Consider the following 26,312-nt stretch of genomic DNA (forward strand, 5'->3'; position numbering starts at 1 on the left):
TTATCTCTAACCATATGATTTTGCATATTTTTTAGATATCTGAATAGACGGCTTTTAAGAAAGAAGAAGAAATCCCTGCGATTTTACTTGCCAATACAAAAACTGGAAAAAATTCTACCAAGTAAATCATCAGAAGAAAATTCTCCTGTAATTTCTCCCAATGCTTGGTGAGCCAGACGTAAATCTTCGGCAAGTAATTCCCCAGCTCGTTGTGTTACCAACTGTTTCTGTCCAGCAAGTAGTAACTCTTTTGCCCTATCTAAAGCGTCTAAATGGCGCCTTCGAGCTAAGAATAAGCCTTCCGTTGGTTGATAACCAACTACTTCTTTAATTTTGTCTTTTAACAATTCCAGGCCAGCGCCAGATTTAGCAGAAAGGTAGACAGCCGCCTCTTTTTTTGAGGAGTTAGTCCCATAGAATCAATCTTGTTATAGACTTGAATCACTGGAACACCGGGTGGCAGAGTAGTGCGAATGGTTTCGCTTAATTCACTACTATTATCAGTCTTGCTGACATCGATTACCATCAATAAGCAATCAGCGCGGCTCACCTCTTGCCAAGCTCGCTTAATTCCTTCTTTCTCTACCAGATCCTCGCTTTCGCGCAGGCCTGCTGTATCGATCACGTGTAATGGAATATCATCGAGCAAGATATGCTCGCGCATAACATCACGTGTGGTGCCAGCTACATCCGTTACAATTGCCACATCGCGGCCAGCCAAACAATTGATAAGCGTTGACTTTCCAGCATTCGGACGACCAACAATCACAATAGACAGGCCTTCACGAATAATAGCGCCCTGTGACGCATTGTTACGAATACTCGTCAAGGATGCCAATATATCTGCCAACATTGCAGCCACTTTACCATCGTGAAGAAAATCAATTTCCTCCTCAGGAAAATCGATTGCTGCCTCTACAAAGAGGCGTAAATGAATTATACTTTCGTTTAATTTGTGGATTTTATCTGAGAAATCACCTTGCAGCGATCTCAATGCCATGCGAGCGGCTGTTTGTGAACTGGCATTAATAAGATCCGCAATCGCTTCTGCCTGGGTTAAATCCATTTATCATTCAAAAAGCCCGTTCGGAAAACTCTCCTGGTTTGGCTAACCGCGCCCCGAGAATTATGCATTCTTTTAGTAGGGAATCTAAAGCAATAGGCGCTCCGTGTCCTTGCAGTTCTACGACATCTTCTCCCGTAAAAGAATGAGGGGCTTTAAAGTAAATGACTAGACCATTATCTAAAATATCACCATTTCGATTAATAAAAGAGCAATATTTGGCAACACGGGGTGTTAAGTCCTTTTTAGCATTTAATTGTAAAGCGATTGAGTAAGCTTGTGGACCCGAAAGACGTATAACTCCCACTCCCCCGCGTCCAGGAGGAGTGGCGATAGCTGCAATAGTATCTGATGCCATTTATTTCGCAGAAACCAAAGCTTTCTTTGGTCTATCATCGCTATATTTACGCGTTATATACCATTGTTGCAGGATAGATAATGCGTTATTCACTATCCAGTATAAAACCAAACCTGCCGGAAAATTCCAGAATAGACCAGTAAAGAGGATTGGTAAGAACATCATAATCTTTGCTTGCATTGGATCAGGCGGCGTAGGATTTAAGCGCTGCTGGATCAACATTGTCGCTCCCATAATGATGGGTAATACATGGTATGGATCGGCAACTGCCAAATCTTTAATCCAGAAAATAAACGGAGCTTGGCGTAATTCGACGCTTTCTAATAAAACCCAATAAAGAGCAATAAAGACAGGTATTTGGATAAGAATAGGCAAGCAGCCCCCTAAGGGATTCACTTTTTCCTGGCGATACAACTCCATGGTTGCCTGACTCATTTTGGCCTTGTCATCACCATAACGTTCACGCAGAGCTTGTAATTTAGGTTGTAACTTACGCATACTCGCCATCGATTTGTAGCTGGTGGCTGACAAACGATAAAAGGCTAATTTAATTAATACGGTAACTAAAACGATGGACCAACCCCAATTACCTACTACTGAATGGATTGCTTTCATTAATGAGAACAATAGGGAAGACAAGAACCATAGCCATCCATAATCAACTGTTAAATCAAGTCCTGGAGCAATTCCCTTTAAAACACTAGTAATTTCAGGGCCAATGTAGAGACTAGAGCCAACTTTTTTCTCTGCTCCTGGTGCAACAACGATTGGTTCACTGACTGAACCAATCGTGTAATCCTGATCGGCAACACGAGTATAAAATAAGTTGTTGCTGCTCAAATTTGGTACCCAGGCACTTAGGAAATAATGCTGTTGCATTGCAATCCAACCACCTTGAGATTTCGTCTCCAGGTTTGCTTTAGTCATATCCTTGAAAGGAACCTTTTGGAAACGATGCTGGGGATTAGAGTAAGAAGCACCTGTATAAGATCCAACATGGAAAATACTCGATTGGTCCTCTTGTGGTGAACTGCGCAAGAGTTGAGTATTCATATAACCACTCCAAGCGTCTTTACCCTGATTATTCAATAGGTAATTCACTTGAACCAGGTAACTTCCCTTTGTAAAGACAAACTCCTTTTTAACATCTAACCCTTCTGAAGTTTTACCATTAAGAACAACAGTTAATTTTTTCGCATCTGGCTTTAATTCATAGTTTTGTTTGTCGGAGGTAAAGTTGAAATTAACAGTCTGCAATGACTGTCCTGATCCAGTTAATAAACCACTATTCGCCACATATCGCTCACCTGCACGATTTTGTAATAAGGTGAAGGGTTTATCTTTTTCTTCAATACTTTCAGGGTAGTCAAGTAATTGCGCTTCAACAATATCACCATAGCGTGTATCAATACGTAGATTGAGTACATCAGTTTTGACTTGGATTATTGGTGAAGAATTTTTTACATTTGCCGTTTCAGCAAGAGTAGCAACAGACGTTGTTTCTGTCTGATTTGCAGTACTGGTTGCTATGTTAGGTAGCAATTGATTTTTAGGCTCTGTAGCCTTCTCTTCAGTTGCTAGTTGTTGTGGTTGAACTGGCGGATAATCATGCTGCCAATTAGTCCACAGAGAGTAAACAATCAGCGCTAGCGCTGCATATAAAACTACACGTCGTATATCCATTAAGGCTTCTCTTCGTTAGGTAATACAGGGTCATAGCCGCCAACTGCCCAAGGATGGCATCTTAACAGCCGTCGACAGGTAAGCCAGCTCCCTTTTAAAACACCAAAATGTTTAATGGCAACCAGGGCATATTCTGAACAACTTGGGTAATAACGGCAACAAGGTTTCATGATAGGACGTAATAAAAATTGATAGACAACAATAGGTAAGCAAATTACATTGCGTATAAAGCGATTAATTTGTCCCATATAGCACCTAACCTGGCAATTATTGTTTTGCTTTCTACCTTTGCCACACCGTGTTTGGCCAAAACTATCACATCTATTGCAGGTAACCGCGTAGTTCGAAATCCTTCACGTAATAAACGTTTGATGCGATTTCTATCATGTGCTTTGGGTACCATTTTTTTGATAATGCCAACCCAAGCCTAGAATACCCCAGAGAATTTTTACGGTATAAAATAATGAACTCTGAGGTAACTAACTTCTTTGCCTGCTCAAACACATGGTCATAATCGCTTTTTCTTAATAACCGACGTGTTTTGCCAAAACAGTGCACTTAGGCTGATAAACGCTTACGCCCTTTAGCACGACGACGTTTTAGTACCAAGCGACCACCTCTTGTTGCCATTCGTTGACGAAAACCATGATCGCGTTTGCGCTTCAGATTACTTGGTTGAAAAGTGCGTTTCATGATGAACCTGTTGTTAATTAAATTTTGAGGTTGGCAATGATAGAAAACTTTACATCTGCTGTCAAACCATGTTGAAAGAATAAGCACGATTTTTAGTTGTTAGAGGGCCCAGCTAATAATTAATAAAAAGAATATTTTAGAGTTTTTATTTATATTTAGGTTTCTATTTTCTGTTGAAAGTTTTATTTTTTGTTTAAATACAGTAGGTTATTAAAATGTTTTTCTGTTAAAAACCACTCAATAGCCTTTAGATGAAATGTCTATAAGTTCAAGGTCTTCCTTCTCTTAGTAAAGTTATCCACTTATTTTAATAGTATTTGTTTTGATATTACTAACATCTTTTAGATTTGAGCTGATTGGCAATTAATGTCAAAGAGAACGGGTTTCCGTTGTTGACCAATTACTATAAAATTATTCTTTTAATATATTATTTCTTTTATATAGTTCTCAAAATCTGTTAATTCTTGTTATATCTAAAGTAAATACAATTGGTTACACTATTTTTTGTTGTAGATAAGCTTTGGTTACTCAGGCTAATAACCTCTTTATAAGATGATTCCCTTTGTAGGAGTTTCTCTTATACATAGCTTATTCATTATTTTTAACCAGTTTATCCCAAGGATTATAAAATCGGTTTATCTGGGTTCGTACTCGTTTTTATTGTTCAAGCTATTTCTTGATTTCATCAATTTTGATATTTTCATTCGGGTATTTTATTGCTATTGTGGATAACTCTGTTTTTTGTTCATTGCTTAGTATAATTGACGCCCTTGTAAATCTGATTTACCTAAATTTAATGTTGTTCTTGTTTCACATGGGCCTTGTTGTTGCCGGTTTGATATGGGCAATCTTTAAATTTCCTGAGCAAGTATTTCCCTTGCTCCCCAGGTTCATTCGGTGGCAATATTTTATTTGATTGTGCTTGCGTGATATTGTTTTAGCCTATTGAGGAGTTTTTGTGTCTGCAAATGTTTGGCAGAAGTGTTTGGGGCTGTTAAAAGAGGAATACCCCGTCCAGCAGTTCAATACCTGGTTACGCCCCCTACAAGCGGAAATACAGGATAACGGCCTTGTATTGCTTGCTCCTAACCGTTTTGTAGTAGATTGGGTAAAGAAAAATTTTTATTCAAGAATTAAAGAATTGGTTAGCCAGTTTGGTGGTGATGCTGTTTCAATGGTTAGTATAGAGATTGGTACTAAAGTAGCACAGCCTGTGGATACAGATGCTCAACCTGTAAAAGTACAGACAAACAGTACTAAAGCAATACTGAAGAAGGCAGCTGATTATAAAAATAGCTATCTTAATAAAAATTTCTTTTTGATAGTTTCGTTGAGGGTAACTCAAACCAATTAGCTCGCGCTGCTTCCTTACAGGTTGCTGAACGTCCAGGGGATGCTTACAATCCTTTATTTATCTATGGTGGGGTTGGGTTAGGCAAAACTCACCTAATGCATGCGATTGGCAATACTATCTTAAAAATAATCCTGAAGCGAAAGTGCTTTATCTTCATTCGGAACGATTTGTAGCTGATATGGTTAAAGCTCTACAAACGAATTCAATTAATGAATTTAAGCGTTTTTATCGTTCACTGAATGCACTATTAATTGATGATATCCAATTTTTTGCTGGCAAAGATCGATCTCAAGAAGAATTTTTCCATACTTTCAATGCGTTGTTGGAAGGACAACAGCAAATTATTCTTACTTCTGATCGTTATCCAAAAGAGATAGAAGGGGTTGAAGAGCGGCTTAAATCTCGTTTTGGCTGGGGATTAACTGTAGCTGTTGAACCGCCAGAACTTGAAATGCGTGTAGCTATTTTAATTAGCAAAGCCGAACAATCTAATATTGAACTTCCCTATGAGGTTGCTTTTTTATTGCCAAACGTATCCGCTCTAATGTGCGTGAATTGGAAGGTGCTTTGCGTCGAGTTATTGCAAATGCTCATTTTACTGGCAAGCTTATTACTATTGATTTTGTACACGAGGCTTTACGTGATCTGCTTGCGCTGCAAGATAAATTGGTTACTATTGAGAATATTCAAAAAACTGTTGCGGAATATTATAAAGTCAAAGTTGCCGATTTGTTATCAAAAAGGCGGAGTCGTTCTATTGCTCGTCCCCGGCAAATGGCAATGGCTTTAGCAAAAGAATTGACTAATCATAGTTTGCCTGAAATTGGTGATCATTTTGGTGGGCGAGATCATACCACTGTTATTCATGCGTGCCGTAAAGTCAAAGAATTAATTCAGGATGAAAATGATTTTGCCGAGGATTACAAGAATTTGATGCGTACTTTGTCGTCTTGATTAGAGATTAACTATGTTCGATCTGACACTTACTAAAGAACAATTACTTACCCCTTTACTAACGGTGGCTGGTGCTGTTGATAAGAAACAATCTTTGGCCATTTTGTCTAATTTTCTGTTTAGTTTGAATGATAATCGCTTGTTGATAACTGCGACTGATTTAGAAATGGAAATAACGGCTTTTATCAACTGTAATGCAAGTCACTCCGCTGGAAAAATAACAGTTCCTGCGAAAAAATTTATCGATATTATACGTTCGCTTGATGATGATGCCTGTCCAACTATTACAATGAAGGCAGGGACAGTAGTGATTAGTGCGGCTCGCAGTAAATTTAAGCTGGCCACCTTGCCTGCAGATGATTTTCCCTCAAGTGAGAATGAGGTGAGTGACGTTGAATTTTCATTATCCCGCACGGATCTTATTCATTTATTGCAATCAACCCATTTTGCTATGTCGCAACATGATGTTCGTGTTTTTTAAATGGATTACTTCTAGAGTTAGATGGGAATACAATTACAGCTGTTGCTACGGATGGTCATCGCATGGCTGTTTGTCGTTTATCTTGTGACTCCATTGTTTCGCAACATCGGTTTTTATTGCCAAAAAAGGGTGTTCAAGAAATGCTTCGGTTGCTTAACAATGTATCTGATGAGCAAATAGGCATTGCCGCCGGTAAAAATTATTTCAAATTATGTACTCAGGAATATACGTTTCAGTCCAGATTAATTGAAGCTCGCTTCCCCCCTTATGCTAAGGCTATTCCTAAAGAACAAGATAAATTTGTACTGTTAGACCGAGATGTACTGAAGAGAGCCCTTGCCCGTATAGCTATTCTTGCTCATGAGAAATCTCGCGCGGTGTTGTTGCATATGCAACCGGCTCTTCTTACTCTAATTTCGAATAATCAGGAACAAGAAGAAGCGATGGAGTCATTGGAAGCCCACACGGATGGTAATGAATTAAAAATCGGGATTAATGCGGGTTATCTTCTTGATGTGTTGAATATTGTTCCAGAGGGATTGATACGTTTATCAATGTCGACTACTGATAGTAGTATTTTGGTTGAGTCTGTTCAGGATGAACATTATCAATATATTATCATGCCCATGAAATTATGAGTCTTACTCATTTGCAGATCAAAAATCTTCGTAATATTGAATCTGCACGTTTGGATCTTCACCCACATCTTAATATTGTTCTTGGTGCAAATGGTAGTGGTAAAACCTCGTTTTTAGAGGCTGTCTACTTGTTAGGAAGTGGTCATTCATTTCGTACAAGAGAAATTTCACCTTTGGTCCGGCAATCGTCTGATTGTTTGACGGTTTTTGCTAGAACCAACGATGAGCAAACGATTAGCATACAAAAGTCTCTTCTTCTACCAACGCAAGTACGTATTAATTCTGCCGTTTGCCAGAGTAGTAGTGAATTAGCTTATTTTTTGCCTTGCCAGGTTTTTTATCAGGATATTTTTCAGATTATAGATGCAGGTCCATCAGTTCGCCGCAGTTTATTGGATTGGGGATTGTTTCACGTGAAACAATCTTATCATCCTTTATGGAAAAACTATCGTCGAGCACTAAAACAAAGGAATAGCCTATTAAGACAAGCTGCATCCAAAAAACAACTAGTACCCTGGGACAACATGTTGATAGCGCTCTCCGAGCAGCTAAATGAGTTGCGCCAACAATATTTTGTTTTGCTTAACAAAGAGTTTCAAAATTTACTTAGTCAGCTAACGGATAATAAAGCCACACTAACTTACTATAAAGGGTGGGATAGACGTGAGAGCGGTAAGAGCCTGTCTGCAATATTGGCTGATAATCATGAAAGTGACCTACATAGACAGTTTACCCAATATGGTGCACACCAGGCTGATCTGATAGTCAATTGCGAGGATTTTCATGCAAAACAATATTTATCTCGTGGGCAACAAAAAATAATTCTTTTTGCATTAAAATTAGCACAGGCAAAATTAATAACGAAAGGTTGTCTTTATCTTTGCGATGATATTTCATCAGAATTAGATCAAAGCCATATCAGTAATTTATTTGAGCTAATAAGAAACACACACGGTCAATTCTTTATAACAAGCATTCATGTTGACAGTCTTCATTTCGCAAAAATCTTGTTGATCACAAAACGTTATTTATTGAAAACGGTCATTTCACATAGCAAGAAATTTAAGGCAGAATAGCCGGTTCCAATAAATTAACCGATTCGTGGAACTAATGAGCATCGATATAGAAACAATAAAAGAACTGTTTAAGTTTCTTGAGGAAAAACTTGTCAACGAGAATAGTGAAGCAAGAAGAAAAATCTATTTGTTGCATCAACCATTAGCGTTAAGTATTTCGAAAAAACTTTCATCCGCAGTAGCAGAAGCCCAACAAGCAATTCTTAGTACGGGCAAAAAATTACCGTCTAACTACAGAAGCGCTAATTTAGCTAAGGAACGGGACGAACTACTCAACAATATTAATGAAGCAATACAGAAAATTTCTACCTATGAGGCCCTCGTATTGTGCGTAATGAACTGCTTTAAACAGGGGCTAAAAGGGTGCCAAGAACATGCAACACTTGTTAGTTTAGCATTAATGAGTCTTTATGGGGTTAATAAGGGTCCTAAAGCCGAAAATGTAATGCTGGAAATTCCCGGTACACGGTTAAACCATGAATTTGTTGTGTTAGCTCGTGCTGAAGGAAGTGCACTTGATGAAGTTGCAACGTGGGGCAATGGTCTTGTTTTAGATTCTTACGGGCACTGGTTTGCAGGCGTTGATAACTTGCCCCTCGGCACAGGCATAGCAAATTTATTGCATGACAAAACTAAAAGTGGACTAACAGTTAAAGTTTTTCACGATAACAAAATGAAGCTTAATTTACTTAATCGCTATAAGGATGATCCAAATCATCCTTACCACACTATTGAAAAAACTAGCTTAACTATACTAACCAACAATATTACAAGCTTTGTCGAGAATGCAATGACAACATTAGCTTTACCTACCTTAAGGGAACTTCCTTCGCCATTACCATGCACGGATTCATTCTTTAGTGTAGCAAGTGCACCAACCACTCCCAATCAATGTATTCCAAAAGAAAGGTCAGAGAATGGATTGGGGATTTAATAAAACTTACCTTGATGAAGGGAATAATTAGTTGGTAACTGTTTCACGTGAAACAACAAAACTACAAACCCCCTTCTCTAAAGAAGTATGACACGATGAATCATATAAAAAAGCCTTAAGTAGTGGTACAATGTCCCATTTGTTACAGCTATAGGTAAAGAGGATCTTTATGAGCGTTGACGCCAGTTACGATTCGTCGAATATCAAAGTTTTAAAAGGCCTGGATGCAGTTAGAAAACGTCCTGGTATGTATATAGGTGATACCGACGATGGTACTGGTTTGCATCATATGGTCTTTGAGGTGGTAGATAACTCCATCGATGAGGCCCTGGCCGGCTATTGTAAGGAAATTCGTGTAACGATTCATTCCGATGAATCAATCACCGTTAAAGATGATGGTCGTGGAATTCCGGTTGATATTCATAAAGAAGAAGGCCGCTCAGCTGCGGAAGTTATCATGACAATTTTACACGCAGGTGGAAAATTTGATGATAATTCTTATAAGGTTTCTGGTGGACTTCATGGAGTAGGGGTGTCAGTTGTTAATGCACTTTCAGAAGAGTTACATCTATCCATTCGTCGCAATGGCAAGCTGCACGAGCAACACTACCGCAATGGGGTGCCTGATGCACCTCTGTCAGTGACAGGGGACGCAACATCAACAGGTACACAAGTTTGGTTTAAACCAAGTGCTAACACCTTTACCAACATTGAGTTCCACTACGATATACTTGCGAAGCGCTTACGAGAGCTCTCTTTCCTTAATTCTGGCGTCTGCATTTACCTCTATGATGAACGCACTCAAAAACAGGATACTTTCCGCTATGAAGGTGGAATTCAAGCCTTTGTTGAGCATCTGAATCGTAATAAAACACCTATTATGCCAATCGTTTTCTCACTAAGCGGAGTGAAAGATAATATTAGTGTGGAGCTTTCACTGCAATGGAATGACTCATTTCAGGAAACTATTTTTTGTTTCACCAACAATATTCCTCAACGCGATGGCGGTACGCATCTGGCGGGCTTCCGAGCTGCATTAACCCGAACCCTTAATACCTACATAGAGAATGAAGGGTTTGCCAAAAAGGCTAAAATAACCACTACAGGGGATGATGCCCGTGAAGGTCTAACCGCTGTATTGTCCGTCAAAGTCCCTGATCCAAAATTTTCATCACAAACTAAAGATAAACTGGTTTCGTCTGAGGTGAAAGCGGCAGTAGAATCGTTGGTAGCCGAAAAATTAAACGACTTTCTTTTAGAAAACCCAGCTATTGCCAAGTCGATTGTTGGTAAAATCATTGATGCTGCAAGAGCACGTGAAGCAGCACGTCGCGCCCGCGAAATGACCAGACGTAAAGGCGCACTTGATATCGCCGGGTTACCAGGGAAATTAGCTGATTGTCAGGAAAAAGATCCCGCTCTCTCTGAATTATATATCGTTGAGGGAGATTCTGCGGGTGGTTCTGCAAAACAAGGTCGGGATCGGAAGTTTCAAGCAATCCTGCCGCTTAAAGGTAAAATCCTTAACGTTGAGAAGGCGCGCTTTGATAAAATGCTTTCTTCACAAGAGGTCGCTACACTCATCACCGCTTTAGGTTGTGGCATAGGTCCTGATGAGTATGATCCGGATAAAATTCGCTATCATCGTATTATTATTATGACTGATGCCGATGTGGATGGTGCACATATTCGTACTTTATTATTGACCTTTTTCTATCGCCAAACACCAGAACTAGTCGAACGTGGCTACATTTATATTGCCCAACCTCCCTTATATAAAGTAAAGCGCGGTAAGCAGGAGCAGTATGTCAAAGATGATGATGCCCTATTTGAATACTTAACACAGGCAGCATTAGATGGCGCTGAGTTTTTCCCTGGTAAAGATATCCCTGCAATCTCAGCTCATGCTTTGGAAGAGTTAGTTAGCCAATATAGACGGGTTGAGAAAATCATAAAACGCCATGCAAGACGTTACAGCACTGAAATTCTCAAGAGAATACTTTATTTACCTGCATTGCAGCATGATAATTTTAACAATCAGGACATTATTAGTAATTGGGCAAAGCAACTACATACGGGCTTACAGCAGCTAGGCAGCAAAACTCACCAATATGCTGTTGATGTGATTCATAATAACGAAAATGGTTACTACATCCCTCGCGTAATGGTTACTCAACACGGTATGGTCAATCCGATTCAGCTAAATACGGAGTTCTTTTTCTCGAAGGATTACAGAGAAATTGCTAGCTTGGGTACAAAACTATCATCGCTGATTGAAGAAGGTGCTTTGGTCAAACGCGGTGAACGAACAAAAGCAGTAGAATCTTTTGAAGAAGTTATTAATTGGTTAATGGATGAAGCGAAACGAGGGCAAACGATACAACGATACAAAGGTCTTGGAGAAATGAACCCAGAACAACTTTGGGAAACAACTATGGATCCTGAAGTTAGACGTATGCTACAAGTTAGTGTGGAAGATGCTGTTGCTGCTGATGAAATCTTTACTACATTAATGGGTGATAACGTTGAGCCACGACGTGATTTTATCGAAAGCAATGCTTTGGATGCCGAAAATATTGATGTGTAGTAACTGATTGATAGAATTGCGTAAAATTGCAATTTGCTTATCCCACTGCATTGGTAATACATCAGTGAGCAATGCCTTTGCAAAACAGTATGCTATTGAATCCTTTTATCTAACCAATTAAATAACAATTTTTTGTTTCCTCATTACCTGCATCCAGACTTTGGATGCATAAAAAGGCGATATTAGCTTTTTTATCTGCGATGGCTAATTTGTAACGTAATTTTAGGAGTGGATGACGAGCTACATTAAGGGTTATTCCTTGCAGTTTTTTATCAAAAAACACTCTTTCCTGTTTAATTTCCAAATGTTGAGCCAAGGATATAGGCCAAAATTGTTGATTATCACGCAGTACAAACTTGACATTATGAGTTAATAATTGGGGGTTTTGACTAAAAAATCCGCTAAGGTTGATTTCCTTATGGGGTGCGGCAAGTGAGGGAGGTAATAATAATATCTACTCCAACCAACTAGCTGTGCAGTTATTTCTTGTCGTGCTCTATGTCCGCCGCGCGAAGCTAATTGAGGGATACTTTTTTCAAAAAGCAGGCCATCCTTTTCCTGCTTGCGTCTTCCACTTACCGCGTAAGACCAGATAATTACCACGAAAAAATCTTCCGGTTTAACTGAACGAATAATAAAAAATCATCATTGAGATAGAGAAAGTTATCCGCGAGCCCTGGAATGCGCCATAATACCGATTCAATGCTCAGACTATTAAAGGTTGGCAAGCTATCTCCAAACTCACCAAATATCTCCTGATGATCAATCAATCTAATTTTATCACTAAAAGGGCTGTTTCTTAGATGCTTTACTATATTTGGAGTTTGCGCATCAGTAACGATAAAAATGGTTCTTATCCAGGGAGCAAAGCGCAATAAAGAAAGTACACAGTAATCTACTTCACCAGACTCATTAAATCTTGTTTGGGCTGCGGCTGTTGGTATTCTATTAAAACCTGCCATAGCAAGATAATTTGCTAGCTTCTCTGCATGGTGGGGATCTTGACCATCAACCCAGGTTATAACTGCATCAATTGGTTCAGCTGTTAACATATAGAGTCAGTGCTTCTTTGCTTTTCTGTTAGGAAGGAGTCAAGAGAACCAATTCTTCTATTCAACCAGGCAAAAATAATATCTTTTACTAACAAAGGTGTCCTATCGAGACTTTGTAGACAGACAAAGGCTAAATTTATATTCCTATCAGCCCGACGGATGTGCTGCTTTACTTTGCGAGGTGATTCAAGGTCGAGCTTCAATTGTAAACAATCTAATTGATTATCAATGACAGCTTCCTTCGCTTTAATTGCAAGATGAGCGGCAAGTGATGTCATAACAAATTGTTCAGCAGAACGGAAACGAAAGCATAGATTATTCTTTAACTGCTCACGGTGTAAAGTAAAATAATTGGCTAATGTCGAGCGACGCAGGCTATGTGGATTATGATAGAGATAAAAAAATAATTTTCATAGCCGATTAATCGAGCACTAGTCTCCTGTGCAAGTCGGTGCTTAGGAAATATCAATTCATTAGACAGGATTGCTTTCCTAAAAGTTCTAATTTTAGCACGGATGCGATGAGACAATTTTTGCGAATGAAATTTTTTCCATCTACCCCGTAACACGACATGACTATTTTGAAAAAATCTTTGGGTAAAACTGGTTTTACTAGAACAAAATCATCGTTAAGATAAAGAAATTTTTCCGATAGTTCAGGTATACGCCAAAGTAATGTTTCAATGGTTCGGCTGTTAAAGGTAGGTAAGAAATTATCAAATCCTGAGAAAATAACTTTGTGATCAATCAAACGAACTTTATGCTCGTAACAAGTTCCAGCAAGTTTGCTTAGTAAAGGGGGAATTTGGTTATCAGTAACGATATATATAGTTCTTAACCATGGCGCAAAACGAAATAACGAGGTAATACAATATTCAAGTTCGCCGATCTGATGGAATCGAGTTTTTGCGCTTGCTTCAGAATGAACGGTATTTTGTGATAAATAATGTGACAATTTCTCTTGATAGGCCGGCTCGATACCATCAACCCAAGTTATAACTGCATCGATACTTTCTATTGGTGGTGAATAACTAAGTTGCATCACGTTTCCTCTTCTTGCTAACTCTTTTGGGAAGCGCCATAACATAACTTCCAAATAACAAAAAATGAATCTAATCATTTAGCGTTGCATAATGTTAATTTTTAACAGCCATATTGTAACGCTTGTACTAAAAAACTTATGGAAAACCGTATTGAATAGGAAAAAAACTGCTATGATGCGTAGGCTTTCCAGGAATCTAGACTAATTATTTTGACTGAATTAAAGGAGTAAATCAGATATGTACAGTAAGTTAAGCACGTTGGTGTTGCTTTTAACTGCGCTAAATACTACAAATTTGTATGCTGGGACAGTTGGAAATATAGAAAAGGAACCAGCTCCTCCGGGATATGCTTTTAGCGTGACCCCTTTCTACGGTGCTATTAACGATGAGGGTATCCGTAAATTATATCTGGCAAAAACAATTGGCAGCGGGAATAATACCACTTATATAAAAACCCATTTCCCTGACAATGATTCCAATTGGGGTATTGGTGCAAGTGTGGGTTATCGCTTTAACCCATTCAATGATGTCGTTTTAAGTTATGCCTATTTATCTACCAGAGGGCAAAGGAATGTCTACAATACTGCAGGCGGGACACTCATTAATACCTTATCCCAAATTGCTAATTTTGGCGCTCAAGATTTAACAGGTGCTGCCGTAGCTTCAGTTAATACAAAATTCACTTACCAGACAGGCGATTTAATTACTCGCCGATTGTTTAATGCGGAAAATTACCAAAACATTCAATTCTCTCGATTTTTTGGTATTAAGGCGGCCTATTTCACAAAACGGTTTGATGCAGTTTACGCAGGTAATGTTGATGCGTTTGGCGGTCCTTTTCCCCTTAGAGATGGAATCAATTATGAAGCCAAATATTATGGAATCGGGCCACGTATTGGTATGGGTGGACGATGGTTTTTAACCGTTATATAAGTCTTGGTGGCGATGTTTCAGCTTCCTTGCTGGTTGGTGCTTATACTAATGAGTGGCGTGAAACGTTGATAACTGATTTCAATATTGGTGCTTTGCCGCAAAACGGGACTTATCGTTTTAATCAAAGAACGGATTCTAACGTTTGGATCGCACCAGTTTTAGCAGGTAATTTATCCGTTGCAGGCAATTTTGATATGCCCAATAACACTATTTTCCAAATCGAAGGAGGTATTGGCTCAGAGCAATACTTGCCTCAGTTAAACTCTGATGCTTATTCACATCCCAATAATGCAAATAAAATACATATAAATCAGCATTTTATGATAAGAAGTCTTTTTATAAAACTTAGCTATTTTTGTTAATCTTAAATAAGCATGGCTTGATTCAATCGAGCCATGTTCTACTTCTTTGATAAAATAATAATGACAAAATTTCTGAGTTTCTATTAATAATTTTTTGCCTTTCTGGGTGAAATGTAGAGTTGCAAAGGAGGTGACGCCGTGCTTATGAGTCCGTTAGATCAGGCACATCATCGTGATAATGTCGTGGTTATGTACCCTAACATTCACCCAACAGCGCTTGTTTCACGTCATGCACATATTGCGACAAATGTTGAGATCGGTCCTTACACAATTATCGGTGATCATGTCAGTATCGATGAAGGTACAATTATTGGTGCACATGTAGTCATCGAAGGTTGGACTGCTATTGGTAAGCGAAATCAAATTTATCATGGTGCAATAGTCGGTAATATTCCTCAAGATCTTAAATTTAACGGGGAAAAGAGCAAACTTACTATCGGTGATGACAATATCATTCGTGAATACGCTACAGTTAGTCGCGGAACAAAGGGTGGTGGCGGCGAAACCCGTATCGGTAACAATAATTTGATTATGTCTTATGTGCATGTGGCTCATGATGTGCAAATAGGTGCGCATAACGTTTTAGCTCATGCAGCAGGCATTGGCGGCCACGTTATCATTGAAAACTGGGTGACCATTGGCGCGTTAAGCGGCATTCATCAATTTGTCAAACTTGGGCGTTTGGCTATGATCGGGGCTAATAGCATGATAGCAAAGGATGTACCTCCTTATGCCTTAGTAAAAGGCAATCCCGCAAAATTCTATGGTGTTAATTTTACTCGTTTGCGGCGCAATGATTTTACGTCGGAAGAGCGTATACAAATACAACGTGCCTATAAAATTCTTTACCACTCGGGGTTGCATTTAAGCGAAGCAATTGAGGTCATGGAACAAGAGCTACCTAATAATGAGCATATTGATTATTTGCTGCAATTTTTGCGCAATGCCAATCGTGGAATTTACCGTTGATACGGTTAAGCAATTTAAGTTCACTCGCTTAAAAGAGAATTAGTCTATGAGATGTAAAAAATTGGATGGGGATTGTAATCCTTTAAGTCTTAAGGAGTTAGCAACAATCTCCGGCGCACAGCTTTTTAATATTCAAGCTGACGATTCTCTTTTTTAGTACAAGGATTAGCCTCACTGAGCGAAGCAAATGAAACGCAGCTTTGTGTGTTGCACCATAAAAAATACGTGCATGCTTTGAAAAACTCTGCAGCTGGGGCGTGTATTATTTCGCCTGCTTATGTTGCTTTAGCGCCAAAGAATATGCGCTTACTTGTGCATGAGAACCCTTACAAAGCCTATGCTTTGATTGCACAGGTGCTTTATTTACCCAGTTATGAAAAGCAAGGGTTTATCTCGGAGAAGGCCTTTATTTCTTCTACTGCCATTATTGGTGCAGAGTGTATCGTTGAATCTGGTGCTTACATTGGTGAGCAAGCAGTTATTGGTAAAGGTTCAAAAATAGGTGTAAACACCTATATTGGAGATGGGGTTGTAATCGGTCAAGAATGTCTTATTGAAAATAATGTCAGTATTTCAAATGCTATCATAGGAAATAAAACGATTATTTATCCCGGAGCAAGGATCGGCCAGGATGGGTTTGGTTTTGCCAGCGATAGAGAAGGGCACTATAAGATCCCGCATTTGGGCCGGGTGATTATCGGAGATGATGTTGAAATAGGAGCCAATACCTGTATTGATCGTGGTTCTCTCAATGATACGGTGATTGAAGATCAATGTAGAATCGATAATCTGGTGCAAATTGGACACAATGTAAAAGTAGGTAAAGGTTCTGTTTTAGTCGCTCAGGTTGGCGTTGCTGGCAGCACAGAGTTGGGCAAATTCGTGACCTTGGCTGGACAGGTCGGCATTATTGGCCATTTAAAGGTAGGTGATGGTGCAACGATTTTTGCAAAAAGTTTGGTAGTCAAAAATGTTGAGCCAGGAGCAAAGATGGCAGGATATCCTGCAGTGCCTTTATGGAGTTGGCATCGGCAGGTTGCTTTTTTAAAGAAACTCTTAGCATCTAAGAAATGACTTCATGCAAATTACACTAAAAATGACTGTGCAACGCTGAAAAATAATAAGGTTAAGGGCAGAGAATGATTGAAATAGAAAATAAATTAAATCAATTATCTGTAAGTTGGGCGGGTCGATTTCTTTATTATTTTTTGCCTTATAAAAAGGATGTGGTGTTAAAAAACATTGACTTAGTATTTCAGGAAGGTATGGGGAAAAAGGAAAAAAGCGCTTTGCAATGGCTTATTATTCGCATTTTTTCTTACTTTGAAGGAAATACTTTTTTTCCTTTTATGCCAATGAAGCGCATGCAAAAGCAGGCTGAGATACGAGGCCTGGAGTATTTTTTAGCTGCTTCAGCTCGGGGAAAAGGGATACTGCTTCTTAGCGCCCATGTTGGTAATTGGGAAGTTGCTCCACTTATATCATTTCCAGCCCTAAAAACGTTTAATAAACGAATCCACTGTGTTCGCAAAACCTTAAAAATAAGTTTATGGAAAGACTTTTATTTCAGCGGGGTGAAAAAGCGGGTATTTGTATGATCAGAAATAGCGGTGCCATGCGCAAGGTACGCAGAGCTTTGGCCACAAAGCGGCTCATTATAGCAGTCTTGCCATTCTGGCACGATCTACAAACGCATCTATTGTCCCTGTGGCTTTTTATCGCCTCAAAAATAGCCGGCATGTAACCGAATTTTATCCTGAAATAAAATGGCAGGATCACCATGATAAAAAGAGAAGCGGTCTACTATAATACCCTGGCTTATAACCACGCTTTGGAACGGATAATCATGTGTAACCCGGAGCAGTGGATTTGGTCTTATAATCGCTGGAAGTTATAGGGATCCTCCTCAAGAATAGTTCTTGATAAGTAAACTCTCAAGACTACAACTTGGGCTGTTTACTTTGAATATTGGAACGCTAACAATGGCAGAAACACAAAAGGAACTAAGTCAATTACCTGTCAACGTGGTTGGCCGTTTTTTTTATTATTGCCTTCCTTTTAGAAAAAAATTATTAAGCAAAATATAGATTTGGCATTTGAATATAACTTAACCCCGCATGAAAAAAATCTTTAATCTTGGCCTTTTACTCTCATTTGGCAATGTCCATTAAGGACGTTTTTCTTATGTATTTTAAAAGTAATGAGCAATTACAGCGGAGGATTAAAATTCAGGGGGGCAGAACATTTATTGCAAGCAACGGAGAAAGGAAAAGGGGTTCTCTTACTTACTTGTCATTTGGGAAGTTGGGAATTTTCATCTGTCATTGGATTGCCGTCTATAAGAGATTTTAAGGGGAGATTTCACTTTATTCGTAAAAGAATAAAAATAAATTTTTCCAGACTATTTTGTTTCAACGATATCGTAGCGCGGGTTTACATGTTATTGACAAAAAAGGCGCCCTCAGAAGAGCGCGAGGAGCGCTTGCGGCAAACGATGCAGTACTTTTTGCTATGGATCAACATGCCGCCACTCATAACAAGCAAGGAATTGCAGTTGAATTTTTTGGTAGAAAAGCGGGGACCTATCGCAGTTTGGCCGCATTGGCGCAGCGTACCGGAGCACCAGTTGTACCTCTAGTCTGCTATCGTTTAGCGAGTGGCCAGCATGTAATAGCGTTTTATCCCCAAGTTGAGTGGACGCAATCTGCGACGAAAGAAGAGGCTATTTATCATAACACACGGAATTACAATCAGGTCTTGGAAAAGCTTATTTTGACTCATCCGGAACAATGGTTATGGTCCCACCGGCGTTGGAAACTCTCAGAGGAAGATTGTTAACTTCCTGTCAGTATCCATCAATAGACTGCTTTCGAAACTCGCGGCAGAGCGAGGAGGAATGGCGGGCAGAACCGCAGTCTACATGCCAGTACATGAGGATTCGAGCGGCACCGTAGAGGTCTAATGCCAATATTCTTCAATCCAGTTAACCGGTAGTACCTTACGATACCATTTGCCGCTTTTGCCAAGAATTGCTTCATGTGGATTCGGTTTCCCATGAAAAACAATCACTTTTGCTTCTTTTGGCAATTGTGCTGGTCGATAAAGATTACCTGGAAATGACGGAAGGCAATGACGCTTAAAGCTTTGACACCATCCGGTTGGCCAATAATCTAATTTGCCTTGGTTTGCAATAAAATGCGTGCAATACTCTTGTTCGTTGCGTACTCTCTTAAGTGCGTTATATGTATTACTTTGCAGGGACTCCAAGAGATCTGAGTGTTTACCTATAGTGAATCTGAATACAGAGGTATTCCCGGTTCCATCTGCCTTATCCCATTCCTTGATAACTAAAAAATCCCCTTCAACTGTAAAAAATCATCTAAATGACCTACGATAACAAGATCTAAATCAAGAAATAAGGTGTCTCCTTCCAGGTCATAGAGTGGGTTGGTAAAACAGGTTAATTTTAACCAACCATGTTGTAAGGTCCATTCTTTTCGTTGATCAAAATCAGAAAAACCGACCAGAGGAATTGGTTTTATTTCTACTTCTTGACGAATATCACGGCTATCATCAGTTAAGCAAACAAAGCGAAAAGGGCGCCTTAGATTGCGCTTAACCATTGAATACAGAACATTCACATAGTTTGCACTGTATTTCTGCCCCCATTTAATGCATAAAATATTGACAGGCTTCATTGCTTATTCAGACAACAAGTTATGAAAAGAATGCTCTTATCGCTTATTTCTATTGATTAGGCAAGTGCAAACACTGTATTTAAAATATTTACTTGCTCGAGTTAAGGTGCAATCATGATGGCCAAAATCAGTATGCTTCACTTATAAATGTTTGCCAATGATTAATGTGCGGTGCGTCGATCCCTTAGTGATTAATCAATCTAACGCTAAAATACTAGTGTGTGAGGAGTTTGTCGATAAAATAAATTCCCATTGGTTTCAGCCCTCTTTTTGGGGTAAGGATGCTTTGCCAATAGTTGCCGGTGGAAGAGGTATGGCGTGGTTTATTGCCAGGCCAGAAGGTGACTGGGTTTTACGTCTTTATGGCCGTGGCGGATTAGTGGTACATGTTACCAAGAGGGCCCATTTTTTTCTTAATCATTGTTTCGTTCGAGCTTTTCGTGAATTTCGTCTTCTAACCAAACTTCATCAGGCAGGCCTCAACGTCCCTAGGCCGATTGCTGCCGCCTACCGCAAAGTAGCCTGTTGTTGGTATCACGCTGAAATTATTATTGAGCGTGTTCCTCATGCCGAGTCTTTTGCCCAACATTTAGTAGTACCTAATGAGAAATTATGGTTTGAAGTAGGTCGCCTTATTCGCCAATTCCATAATTATGGTGTTTATCATGCCGATTTAAATTGTCATAACATTTTAATTTCAAAATCAGGTGTTTATCTAATTGATTTTGATAAGAGCAGACTTAGGAAGGGGCAAGCATGGAAAAAAATAATTTGCAAAGACTAAAACATTCCATTGAGAAATTATCAAACACAAGTATCGTTCATTCACCTCAGCTTAGGGTTCACTGGCAAATATTACTCTCAGGCTATGAAAATGATATTGATCAATCTGCTTTTTAGTCTGTAAATTAATTCATTGTACTTTTTGATGCGGTGGTGAACACAGCGACTTCTCCTACAAGTTTTTTTGCCATGATTTAGACCTGTTGTTAATTGAGAGAAAGAGGGAGAGAGAATCAATAATCTGTAAGGTAAGAGGTAAGATAGAATAAAAAAGCCGCATCCTTGCGGCGAAGCACGTCCATTGTGCGGGTCCCTTTAATCGACATCCTGTCAGACTTGTCCATGTCATCCCTTATGTGATCAAGTATAGCGCGCGTTGAGAGGATGTCATGGTGGAATTTGCTGGGTGATTTGTAAGAAATATCTCAAAGAAGCAAGGGCATTATCTGGATGTTATTTTTAATCAGTCTCTTGAATTGCTCTGAGGTGAAGGCACCGTACTCTGGGTATTTTGATAATAGTCCGTTTCTCTCGAATCTGTACGATTCCCAAGAGAGCGTAAACATTTCAACAAGGGAGCAAAAAAATTTAAGCCCCTTGAATAAGGGGATGAGGGCTCTTCTTCCTTGGCGTGTTTAAGAGATTTCCCAGACGGTTTATAAAGAAGTTCTTCTTGTGTTGAGGCAAAATGGTGGTAGCTATGCTTAACCGGATCGTCAACAATAGGCTCAGGAGAGATGGTATTAACAATCGTGTATGCCGAGCTAAAAGCACCATAGCAAGCCAATACAGGAATTGCTAATACAAGGCACAAGGTTATAAGAGCGGTCCCTATTGTGGCCACTGGTAGGGCTGTTAAGGGAAGGAACAGTAGTGTTAAACCAAGTGAAGTAAATACAGGAGTATTTCCTCTTTTTTCAGTAACTCCATAGATACAAGAGCTGTCGGGAAAAGCCAGTCAGTGATTTTTTCCGAAAGATAGGAGCTTGATAGAATGGTACCGCCTAAAACAAGCAATGGTGAAAAGATAAATAGGCCTGCAAACATAAGAGCCATTAGCGCAAAGCTAATGAGCCCAGCAACAGGAAGAAACAGAACTGTTAGCAACGCAATAAATACATTTCTCATAGTCGATTTAGCGTTCGTTAAACTAATTGTGCAATATGGTACCACATTTTTCGATAAAAATAGAGATGCTCTGCAAGGCAAGAGCATCGATAAGACGAGTTGTTCTACTGAAATGGCGTAAAAGGCGAGAACAATGACTCGGAGTGAATGATTTCCGTACCAGTGCTTGGCTGAGTTCGATTTTCTCGCCGAGCTCCTTCTGCGTAGATATTGTTAGCACTGATTCCGATAGAAACAGGTGCAGTAGCTATCTCTTGGCGACGATTTTCAGCAAATCCACTAAAGAAAGAACTTATTTCTCTATATAAGTCAGTTGAATCATGACTCAGTCTTGCTAATCCTTCTAACTGTCTGCCAATTTTGGAAAGGTCCTCTCGTGGTGCTTCGGCTAATTTTTGAGCAATTCTTTCTGTCTTTGATGTTAAGTGATGAGTTACTAACACATGGAATTTATGGAACAAATCAATATTGAACTCAGGGCTTTTTAATAGTTCATAAGGTGTTTCCCCTTTTAATAACTCGAGTTGTCGTTTTAATAGTAAAGCTTGCCCTATTGTTACCAAAAATTGCGTGTTGGAAAATGCTGACCGCAGTTTAGTGATTAATTCATGTTCCTGCTCTTGGGGTAGACTGTCCACTAAAGAAGTAGCCAGCAAAGTAGCATGTTGATTAACCAAGGTATGACTTAAACGTTGAAACTGATTAAACAGGTCAGCATTAAAATTTTCTAAAAGCAGTGTGTGAGATTGCGTCGTGGCGGGATTAATCAAGGCCTCAATAAGTGTGCGTACTTGCAGTGCCTGGATAGTTAGAGCGTGAATGGCAGTGGTTGGCTCTAAACTTTGAAGTTTAGATTTAAAGGTATTAAGTTCATTGACCGGGCATTGCAAAACCATTGTCGTCACTAAATGGAGTTTTTCTTTGCGCGATAATTGCATTAATCCCTCACTACTTGCCGACATGGAGGTAATATCAGTAACCAAGAGTTCATAAGGCTGATCCATTTTTAGCAATTCTTCCCTGGAATATTTAGGCATTTAAATTCCTCCTTATTGATGGTGCAGTAGATTAATGTAGTTATAGTCGGACAATCCTCATTATATGTACAAGTCACTCTGTAGTAACGAAACCCAGGGAGGATGCAGTGCAATAATATAATTGCTCCCAATCTTAAAGTTTTATTATGAAATGACGACTATACTAATGAAAGTGGTTGCCTGAAAATAATAATAAGGAGTGGGCAATGTCTAAAAATCATCTTCTGCAAGATCCTTTCTTAAATGCATTACGCAAGGAAAAGATCCCCGTGTCTGTTTTTTGGTTAACGGCATCAAATTACATGGTATCGTTGATTCCTTCGATCAGTATGTTGTGATGCTGAAAAACTCGGTGACGCAAATGGTATACAAACATGCCATTTCAACCGTAGTTCCTTCACGGTTAGTGAATTTTTCCGCTGGTGAGGAAGAAGGAAATATGGCAGACTAAATGTCCTTCTTTTTACCGGAAAATACAGTTGTTTGAACGTCCGCAAGGTGGTGAGCGCGCTATTCTTGTGCAATTAGCGCTTCCTGGCGTTGATGCCGGAACGGCATTAGCTGAATTTAAGGAATTAGCAGTTTCGGCGCAAGCAGAAATCCTTGCTTGCGTGCTTGGCACACGCGCAACCCCTGAAGCCAAATATTATGTTGGTCTTGGGAAAGCCGAGGAAATTCAGCAATTGGTAAAGGCGCATCAAGCAGAGCTTGTTTTGGTCAATCATGAACTTTCACCTTCACAAGAGAGAAATCTGGAGCGTTTGTTTCAGTGTCGTGTAGTGGATAGAAGCGGTTTAATTCTGGATATTTTTGCGCAACGGGCACGGACCTTTGAGGGGAAATTGCAGGTTGAGTTAGCGCAATTGCAGCATTTATCGACCCGTCTGGTGCGTGGTTGGACTCACCTTGAGCGGCAAAAGGGCGGAATTGGTCTACGGGGGCCAGGGGAAACCCAGTTGGAAACCGATAGACGGTTATTACGTGAACGTATTCGTTCCATCCATAAACGGTTAGAAAAAGTTAGACGCAGCCGCGAGCAAAATCGCCGTGCCAGACGTAAGCTTGCTATGCCTACCGTATCACTGGTTGGTTATACTAACGCCGGCAAGTCCACTTTGTTCAATGCTCTGACGGGCGAACAGATTTATGTTGCGGATCAGCTATTTGCTACTTTGGACCCAACAATGCGTAAATTGGAGTTACCTGGTGCAGCTTCTGTTATTTTAACGGATACCGTTGGTTTTATCCGTGATTTGCCTCACCACCTAATAGAAGCGTTTCGTGCCACGCTTGAAGAAACACAAGAGGCTGATTTATTGCTGCATGTGATTGATATTTCTGATCCTCATTGGCGGGATACCGTATTTGCTGTCCAACAGGTCTTGGACGAGTTGGAGGTAAAAGATATCCCCATTATTCAGGTTTTTAACAAAATTGATCAACAAGAAGATTGGCAGCCGAAACTGGATAAACAAGAAGATGGCTATAAAGTTTGGGTTTCTGCAAAAACAGGGGTAGGCCTTGATTTGCTTCGCGAAGCTATTGCCATCCAATTGCAGGGTGACATTATTGAGGAGGAAATCTGTCTTCCTGCCAGTGCTGCAAAGTTGCGCGCTCAATTGTACCAATTAGGCGCTGTACTCAGTGAAGCGGCCTGTGAGCAGGGAGAGTGGCGGTTAAAAGTGCGTTTAACCACGGCGCAAAAGTCGCGTTTATTCCCTGCAATTGAGCGTGCTAAGAGTTCTTAATAATACTATTCAGGCTTGCTAAGGTTTGCCCGCCATACAAGGTGTGACTTAACTGCCCCTGTGGATTAAAAACAAAAGTTACTGGCACGCCACGAATATTACCTAAATGAAGTTCTCTTGCCGGATTATGTTGCAAGCTTGGGTAGCGAATATTGTATTGCTTAATCAAATTCAACTGTTTTTCTACAGACAGCATGTCATAGTTAACCGCGAAGAGAGCGACCTTATTTTTCTTATTACGATAAAAACGATTAAATTCGGCTATTTCATCCAGGCAAGGATTACACCAACTGGCCCAGTAATTAATAAAGACCCATTTACCTTTCAAACTGGAAAAAGAAATATGCTTGCCGTTAAGATCTTTTAAGACAACTTCACTAGCATGTCCACAGAGGACAACTCCAAAGTAAACGACAATAGCCAATATTAACTTTAAGTGAAACATGCTTCACCCCATAGAATAAATTTTTGCCATTCTACCATATTCTTTGTAATTCGAGACAAGTATTACGTATCTCTCTTTTTCTATCATTCATTAAGTGGTTATTTCCATTCAGGTGGATGGCTAATTTTACTATGCTTTGTTATAGGGCAAATAATAGCATGGGCAAATTGATTATTTTCAACTATGCTTATTTTTCTACTTCTCTGTGAGTTAAACCTATGAATAACATAGAAATTGAACAGTTACTTACTGGCACCTTAATGAGAGAAGGGGGCCGGAGTCAAACTTCAGCGCTATATTGGCGCGGATAGACAGAGTAATTATGAACCTATCTTATTGTTTGATTTTTTGATAGCGACGAAGCAATGGATTATGTTGCTGGTTTTCCAGAACATCCTCATCGAGGTTTTGAGACAATCACTTATATGTTGCATGGACAAATGGCTCACAAGGATAATCAGGGACATCAAGGAATAATTGGCCCAGGTGATGTACAGTGGATGACTGCTGGACGAGGCATTATTCATTCAGAGATGCCCAGACAGCAAAGTGGCCGCTTAACGGGCTTGCAATTGTGGCTTAATTTGCCTGCTGAGCGCAAATGGTCTGCGCCACACTACCAAGAATATACCGCCATACAACTTCCCATAGAACAACATCGCTCGGGTATAACGATTAAAGTTATTGCAGGGAAGACTGTTCAAGGAACTTCTTCGCCAATCAGTGGTATTGCGACCTTGCCGCTGTTTTTTGATATTACTCTTCCGCGTCAGCAGCGATTGCAGCAACATATCCCTGCTACCCATCAGGCCATGCTTTTTGTCTTATCAGGCGAAGTAATTATTCAAGGACAAGTGGTTAAGCAAGGCGTATTAGCAATATTAAGTACAGGGGAGTCATTGCTGTTACAAAGCGGTGATAAAGATAGTCGGTGCTTGCTAATTGCAGCAAAAAACTGAAAGAGCCTGTTGCCAGGCTTGGCCCCTTTGTTATGAATACACAAGATGAAGTGATGCAGGCTTTAGATGATTTTCGCAATAATCGTTTTTAATTTAGGAAAGGCAACACCTCCTTAACTTTTTAGCGAAGAGACATTAGGTTTATCCCATTTTACTGTTTAAATGAGTAAGCGGTGCTCTTTGCGAAAATTTGTAACTTATTTAATAAGTTACAAATTTTTGGCTTTCATTAAGCCGGTCAAGAGGGTCTCTAAGAGTTTATAATTTAAACAAAAAGATAATTATCTATTCGATTTTTGCTTGCCGGAAAGAATTAATAATGTATAATCAGTGTT

At 39.6% G+C, this 26,312-nt stretch carries 29 protein-coding genes and 5 pseudogenes; 18 read left to right on the plus strand and 16 right to left on the minus strand.

Annotated features, from left to right (window positions below; translation table 11 throughout):
* Window positions 1–83 precede the first annotated feature (83 nt).
* The 6 genes and pseudogenes from mnmE to rpmH form a co-directional block, all read right to left on the minus strand.
* A pseudogene (mnmE, locus tag BN58_RS21725) lies at window positions 84–1,421 on the minus strand (tRNA uridine-5-carboxymethylaminomethyl(34) synthesis GTPase MnmE).
* Entirely contained in the window at window positions 1,422–3,104 is a 1,683-nt protein-coding gene (gene yidC, locus BN58_RS03420; RefSeq protein WP_019215659.1) for a membrane protein insertase YidC, read from the minus strand.
* Window positions 3,104–3,352 (minus strand): membrane protein insertion efficiency factor YidD, encoded by a 249-nt coding sequence (yidD, locus tag BN58_RS03425; protein WP_019215660.1) that lies wholly within the window; start codon window positions 3,350–3,352, stop codon window positions 3,104–3,106. The genes yidC and yidD overlap by 1 nt, the downstream gene beginning before the upstream one ends.
* Entirely contained in the window at window positions 3,319–3,507 is a 189-nt protein-coding gene (locus BN58_RS32600) for a ribonuclease P protein component (protein WP_232220297.1), read from the minus strand. Before BN58_RS32600 ends, yidD begins: the two co-directional genes overlap by 34 nt.
* A complete protein-coding gene (locus tag BN58_RS32605) occupies window positions 3,426–3,662 on the minus strand; it encodes a ribonuclease P protein component (RefSeq protein ID WP_332247923.1) in 237 nt (78 codons plus the stop codon). Before BN58_RS32605 ends, BN58_RS32600 begins: the two co-directional genes overlap by 82 nt.
* Window positions 3,663–3,797 (minus strand): 50S ribosomal protein L34, encoded by a 135-nt coding sequence (rpmH, locus tag BN58_RS03435; protein WP_019215662.1) that lies wholly within the window; start codon window positions 3,795–3,797, stop codon window positions 3,663–3,665.
* A gap of 958 nt (window positions 3,798–4,755) precedes the next feature.
* On the opposite strand from rpmH, the pseudogene dnaA reads away from it, so the two are divergent.
* The 6 genes and pseudogenes from dnaA (at window position 4,756) to gyrB (ending at window position 11,821) form a co-directional block, all read left to right on the plus strand.
* A pseudogene (dnaA, locus tag BN58_RS21730) lies at window positions 4,756–6,105 on the plus strand (chromosomal replication initiator protein DnaA).
* 13 nt (window positions 6,106–6,118) lie between these two features.
* Window positions 6,119–6,586, plus strand: a complete 468-nt coding sequence (locus tag BN58_RS32610; protein WP_232220299.1) for a beta clamp domain-containing protein — start codon at window positions 6,119–6,121, stop codon at window positions 6,584–6,586.
* A gap of 32 nt (window positions 6,587–6,618) precedes the next feature.
* Complete coding sequence (dnaN, locus tag BN58_RS32615) at window positions 6,619–7,224, plus strand: DNA polymerase III subunit beta (protein WP_232220301.1); 606 nt, start codon at window positions 6,619–6,621, stop codon at window positions 7,222–7,224.
* Window positions 7,221–8,300, plus strand: coding sequence for a DNA replication/repair protein RecF (gene recF, locus BN58_RS03460; RefSeq protein ID WP_019215663.1), 1,080 nt, complete (start codon window positions 7,221–7,223; stop codon window positions 8,298–8,300). Before dnaN ends, recF begins: the two co-directional genes overlap by 4 nt.
* Before the next feature lie 34 nt (window positions 8,301–8,334).
* Window positions 8,335–9,234 (plus strand): hypothetical protein, encoded by a 900-nt coding sequence (locus tag BN58_RS03465; protein ID WP_019215664.1) that lies wholly within the window; start codon window positions 8,335–8,337, stop codon window positions 9,232–9,234.
* A 169-nt stretch (window positions 9,235–9,403) separates the two neighbouring features.
* Window positions 9,404–11,821, plus strand: a complete 2,418-nt coding sequence (gene gyrB / locus BN58_RS03470; protein ID WP_019215665.1) for a DNA topoisomerase (ATP-hydrolyzing) subunit B — start codon at window positions 9,404–9,406, stop codon at window positions 11,819–11,821.
* Window positions 11,822–11,930: 109 nt separating this feature from the next.
* Here gyrB and BN58_RS28040 read toward each other — a convergent pair whose 3' ends face one another.
* The 4 genes from BN58_RS28040 to BN58_RS21745 form a co-directional block, all read right to left on the minus strand.
* Window positions 11,931–12,137, minus strand: coding sequence for a hypothetical protein (locus tag BN58_RS28040; RefSeq protein WP_019215666.1), 207 nt, complete (start codon window positions 12,135–12,137; stop codon window positions 11,931–11,933).
* Between the two features lie 280 nt (window positions 12,138–12,417).
* Entirely contained in the window at window positions 12,418–12,873 is a 456-nt protein-coding gene (locus tag BN58_RS28045) for a Stealth CR1 domain-containing protein (protein WP_026069222.1), read from the minus strand.
* Window positions 12,867–13,151: a hypothetical protein gene (locus BN58_RS03490; protein WP_019215667.1), complete on the minus strand. Its 285-nt coding sequence runs from the start codon at window positions 13,149–13,151 to the stop codon at window positions 12,867–12,869. Before BN58_RS03490 ends, BN58_RS28045 begins: the two co-directional genes overlap by 7 nt.
* A gap of 187 nt (window positions 13,152–13,338) precedes the next feature.
* Window positions 13,339–13,914, minus strand: coding sequence for a stealth family protein (locus tag BN58_RS21745; RefSeq protein WP_026069223.1), 576 nt, complete (start codon window positions 13,912–13,914; stop codon window positions 13,339–13,341).
* A 238-nt stretch (window positions 13,915–14,152) separates the two neighbouring features.
* On the opposite strand from BN58_RS21745, the gene BN58_RS03500 reads away from it, so the two are divergent.
* From BN58_RS03500 to BN58_RS32620, 8 genes and pseudogenes are all read left to right on the plus strand, one after another.
* Window positions 14,153–14,848 carry an Lpg1974 family pore-forming outer membrane protein gene (locus BN58_RS03500; protein WP_040916101.1) on the plus strand — a complete coding sequence of 232 codons (696 nt, stop codon included), beginning with the start codon at window positions 14,153–14,155 and terminating at the stop codon, window positions 14,846–14,848.
* Entirely contained in the window at window positions 14,827–15,210 is a 384-nt protein-coding gene (locus BN58_RS03505) for a hypothetical protein (protein ID WP_156812337.1), read from the plus strand. The genes BN58_RS03500 and BN58_RS03505 overlap by 22 nt, the downstream gene beginning before the upstream one ends.
* 138 nt (window positions 15,211–15,348) lie before the next feature.
* A complete protein-coding gene (gene lpxA / locus BN58_RS03510; RefSeq protein ID WP_026069226.1) occupies window positions 15,349–16,179 on the plus strand; it encodes an acyl-ACP--UDP-N-acetylglucosamine O-acyltransferase in 831 nt (276 codons plus the stop codon).
* Between the two features lie 204 nt (window positions 16,180–16,383).
* Entirely contained in the window at window positions 16,384–17,253 is an 870-nt protein-coding gene (gene lpxD, locus BN58_RS21750; RefSeq protein ID WP_019215669.1) for a UDP-3-O-(3-hydroxymyristoyl)glucosamine N-acyltransferase, read from the plus strand.
* A 65-nt stretch (window positions 17,254–17,318) separates the two neighbouring features.
* Window positions 17,319–17,777, plus strand: coding sequence for an LpxL/LpxP family acyltransferase (locus BN58_RS28050; protein ID WP_026069227.1), 459 nt, complete (start codon window positions 17,319–17,321; stop codon window positions 17,775–17,777).
* Window positions 17,778–17,826: 49 nt separating this feature from the next.
* A pseudogene (locus BN58_RS37455) lies at window positions 17,827–17,988 on the plus strand (lysophospholipid acyltransferase family protein); the annotation flags it as partial.
* Entirely contained in the window at window positions 17,960–18,076 is a 117-nt protein-coding gene (locus BN58_RS37460; protein WP_156812338.1) for an LpxL/LpxP family acyltransferase, read from the plus strand. The pseudogene BN58_RS37455 and the gene BN58_RS37460, both read left to right, overlap by 29 nt.
* A gap of 509 nt (window positions 18,077–18,585) precedes the next feature.
* On the plus strand, window positions 18,586–19,017 hold the full coding sequence (locus BN58_RS32620) for a lysophospholipid acyltransferase family protein (protein ID WP_232220300.1): 432 nt from the start codon (window positions 18,586–18,588) through the stop codon (window positions 19,015–19,017).
* Window positions 19,018–19,137: 120 nt separating this feature from the next.
* Here BN58_RS32620 and BN58_RS31475 read toward each other — a convergent pair whose 3' ends face one another.
* Together BN58_RS31475 and BN58_RS31480 are read right to left on the minus strand one after the other, a co-directional pair.
* Entirely contained in the window at window positions 19,138–19,446 is a 309-nt protein-coding gene (locus tag BN58_RS31475; protein ID WP_198009808.1) for a hypothetical protein, read from the minus strand.
* Window positions 19,447–19,526: 80 nt separating this feature from the next.
* Entirely contained in the window at window positions 19,527–19,877 is a 351-nt protein-coding gene (locus BN58_RS31480) for a hypothetical protein (RefSeq protein WP_198009809.1), read from the minus strand.
* 157 nt (window positions 19,878–20,034) lie between these two features.
* Between BN58_RS31480 and BN58_RS21770 the strand changes: the two genes are divergently transcribed.
* Complete coding sequence (locus BN58_RS21770) at window positions 20,035–20,661, plus strand: 3-deoxy-D-manno-octulosonic acid kinase (protein ID WP_019215672.1); 627 nt, start codon at window positions 20,035–20,037, stop codon at window positions 20,659–20,661.
* A gap of 462 nt (window positions 20,662–21,123) precedes the next feature.
* Here the strand turns inward: BN58_RS21770 and BN58_RS03545 are convergent, their stop codons facing one another.
* The 3 genes from BN58_RS03545 to BN58_RS03555 form a co-directional block, all read right to left on the minus strand.
* On the minus strand, window positions 21,124–21,474 hold the full coding sequence (locus tag BN58_RS03545) for a hypothetical protein (RefSeq protein WP_019215674.1): 351 nt from the start codon (window positions 21,472–21,474) through the stop codon (window positions 21,124–21,126).
* Between the two features lie 62 nt (window positions 21,475–21,536).
* Window positions 21,537–21,788, minus strand: a complete 252-nt coding sequence (locus BN58_RS30490) for a hypothetical protein (RefSeq protein ID WP_156812339.1) — start codon at window positions 21,786–21,788, stop codon at window positions 21,537–21,539.
* A gap of 104 nt (window positions 21,789–21,892) precedes the next feature.
* Entirely contained in the window at window positions 21,893–22,825 is a 933-nt protein-coding gene (locus tag BN58_RS03555; RefSeq protein WP_019215676.1) for a hypothetical protein, read from the minus strand.
* 206 nt (window positions 22,826–23,031) lie between these two features.
* On the opposite strand from BN58_RS03555, the pseudogene hfq reads away from it, so the two are divergent.
* Window positions 23,032–23,276, plus strand: a pseudogene (gene hfq, locus BN58_RS21775) (RNA chaperone Hfq).
* Window positions 23,277–23,304: 28 nt separating this feature from the next.
* The gene (gene hflX, locus BN58_RS03565; protein WP_019215678.1) at window positions 23,305–24,573 is read left to right on the plus strand and encodes a ribosome rescue GTPase HflX; all 1,269 of its coding nucleotides are present in this window, start codon (window positions 23,305–23,307) and stop codon (window positions 24,571–24,573) included.
* Here hflX and BN58_RS03570 read toward each other — a convergent pair.
* On the minus strand, window positions 24,560–25,018 hold the full coding sequence (locus tag BN58_RS03570; protein WP_019215679.1) for a TlpA family protein disulfide reductase: 459 nt from the start codon (window positions 25,016–25,018) through the stop codon (window positions 24,560–24,562). The two genes, hflX and BN58_RS03570, sit on opposite strands and share 14 nt — an antisense overlap.
* A 218-nt stretch (window positions 25,019–25,236) precedes the next feature.
* Between BN58_RS03570 and BN58_RS21780 the strand changes: the two are divergent.
* A pseudogene (locus tag BN58_RS21780) lies at window positions 25,237–26,069 on the plus strand (pirin family protein).
* The last annotated feature ends 243 nt before the right edge of the window (window positions 26,070–26,312 follow it).

The sequence above is a fragment of the Legionella tunisiensis genome (assembly GCF_000308315.1).
Lineage (GTDB): Bacteria > Pseudomonadota > Gammaproteobacteria > Legionellales > Legionellaceae > Tatlockia > Tatlockia tunisiensis.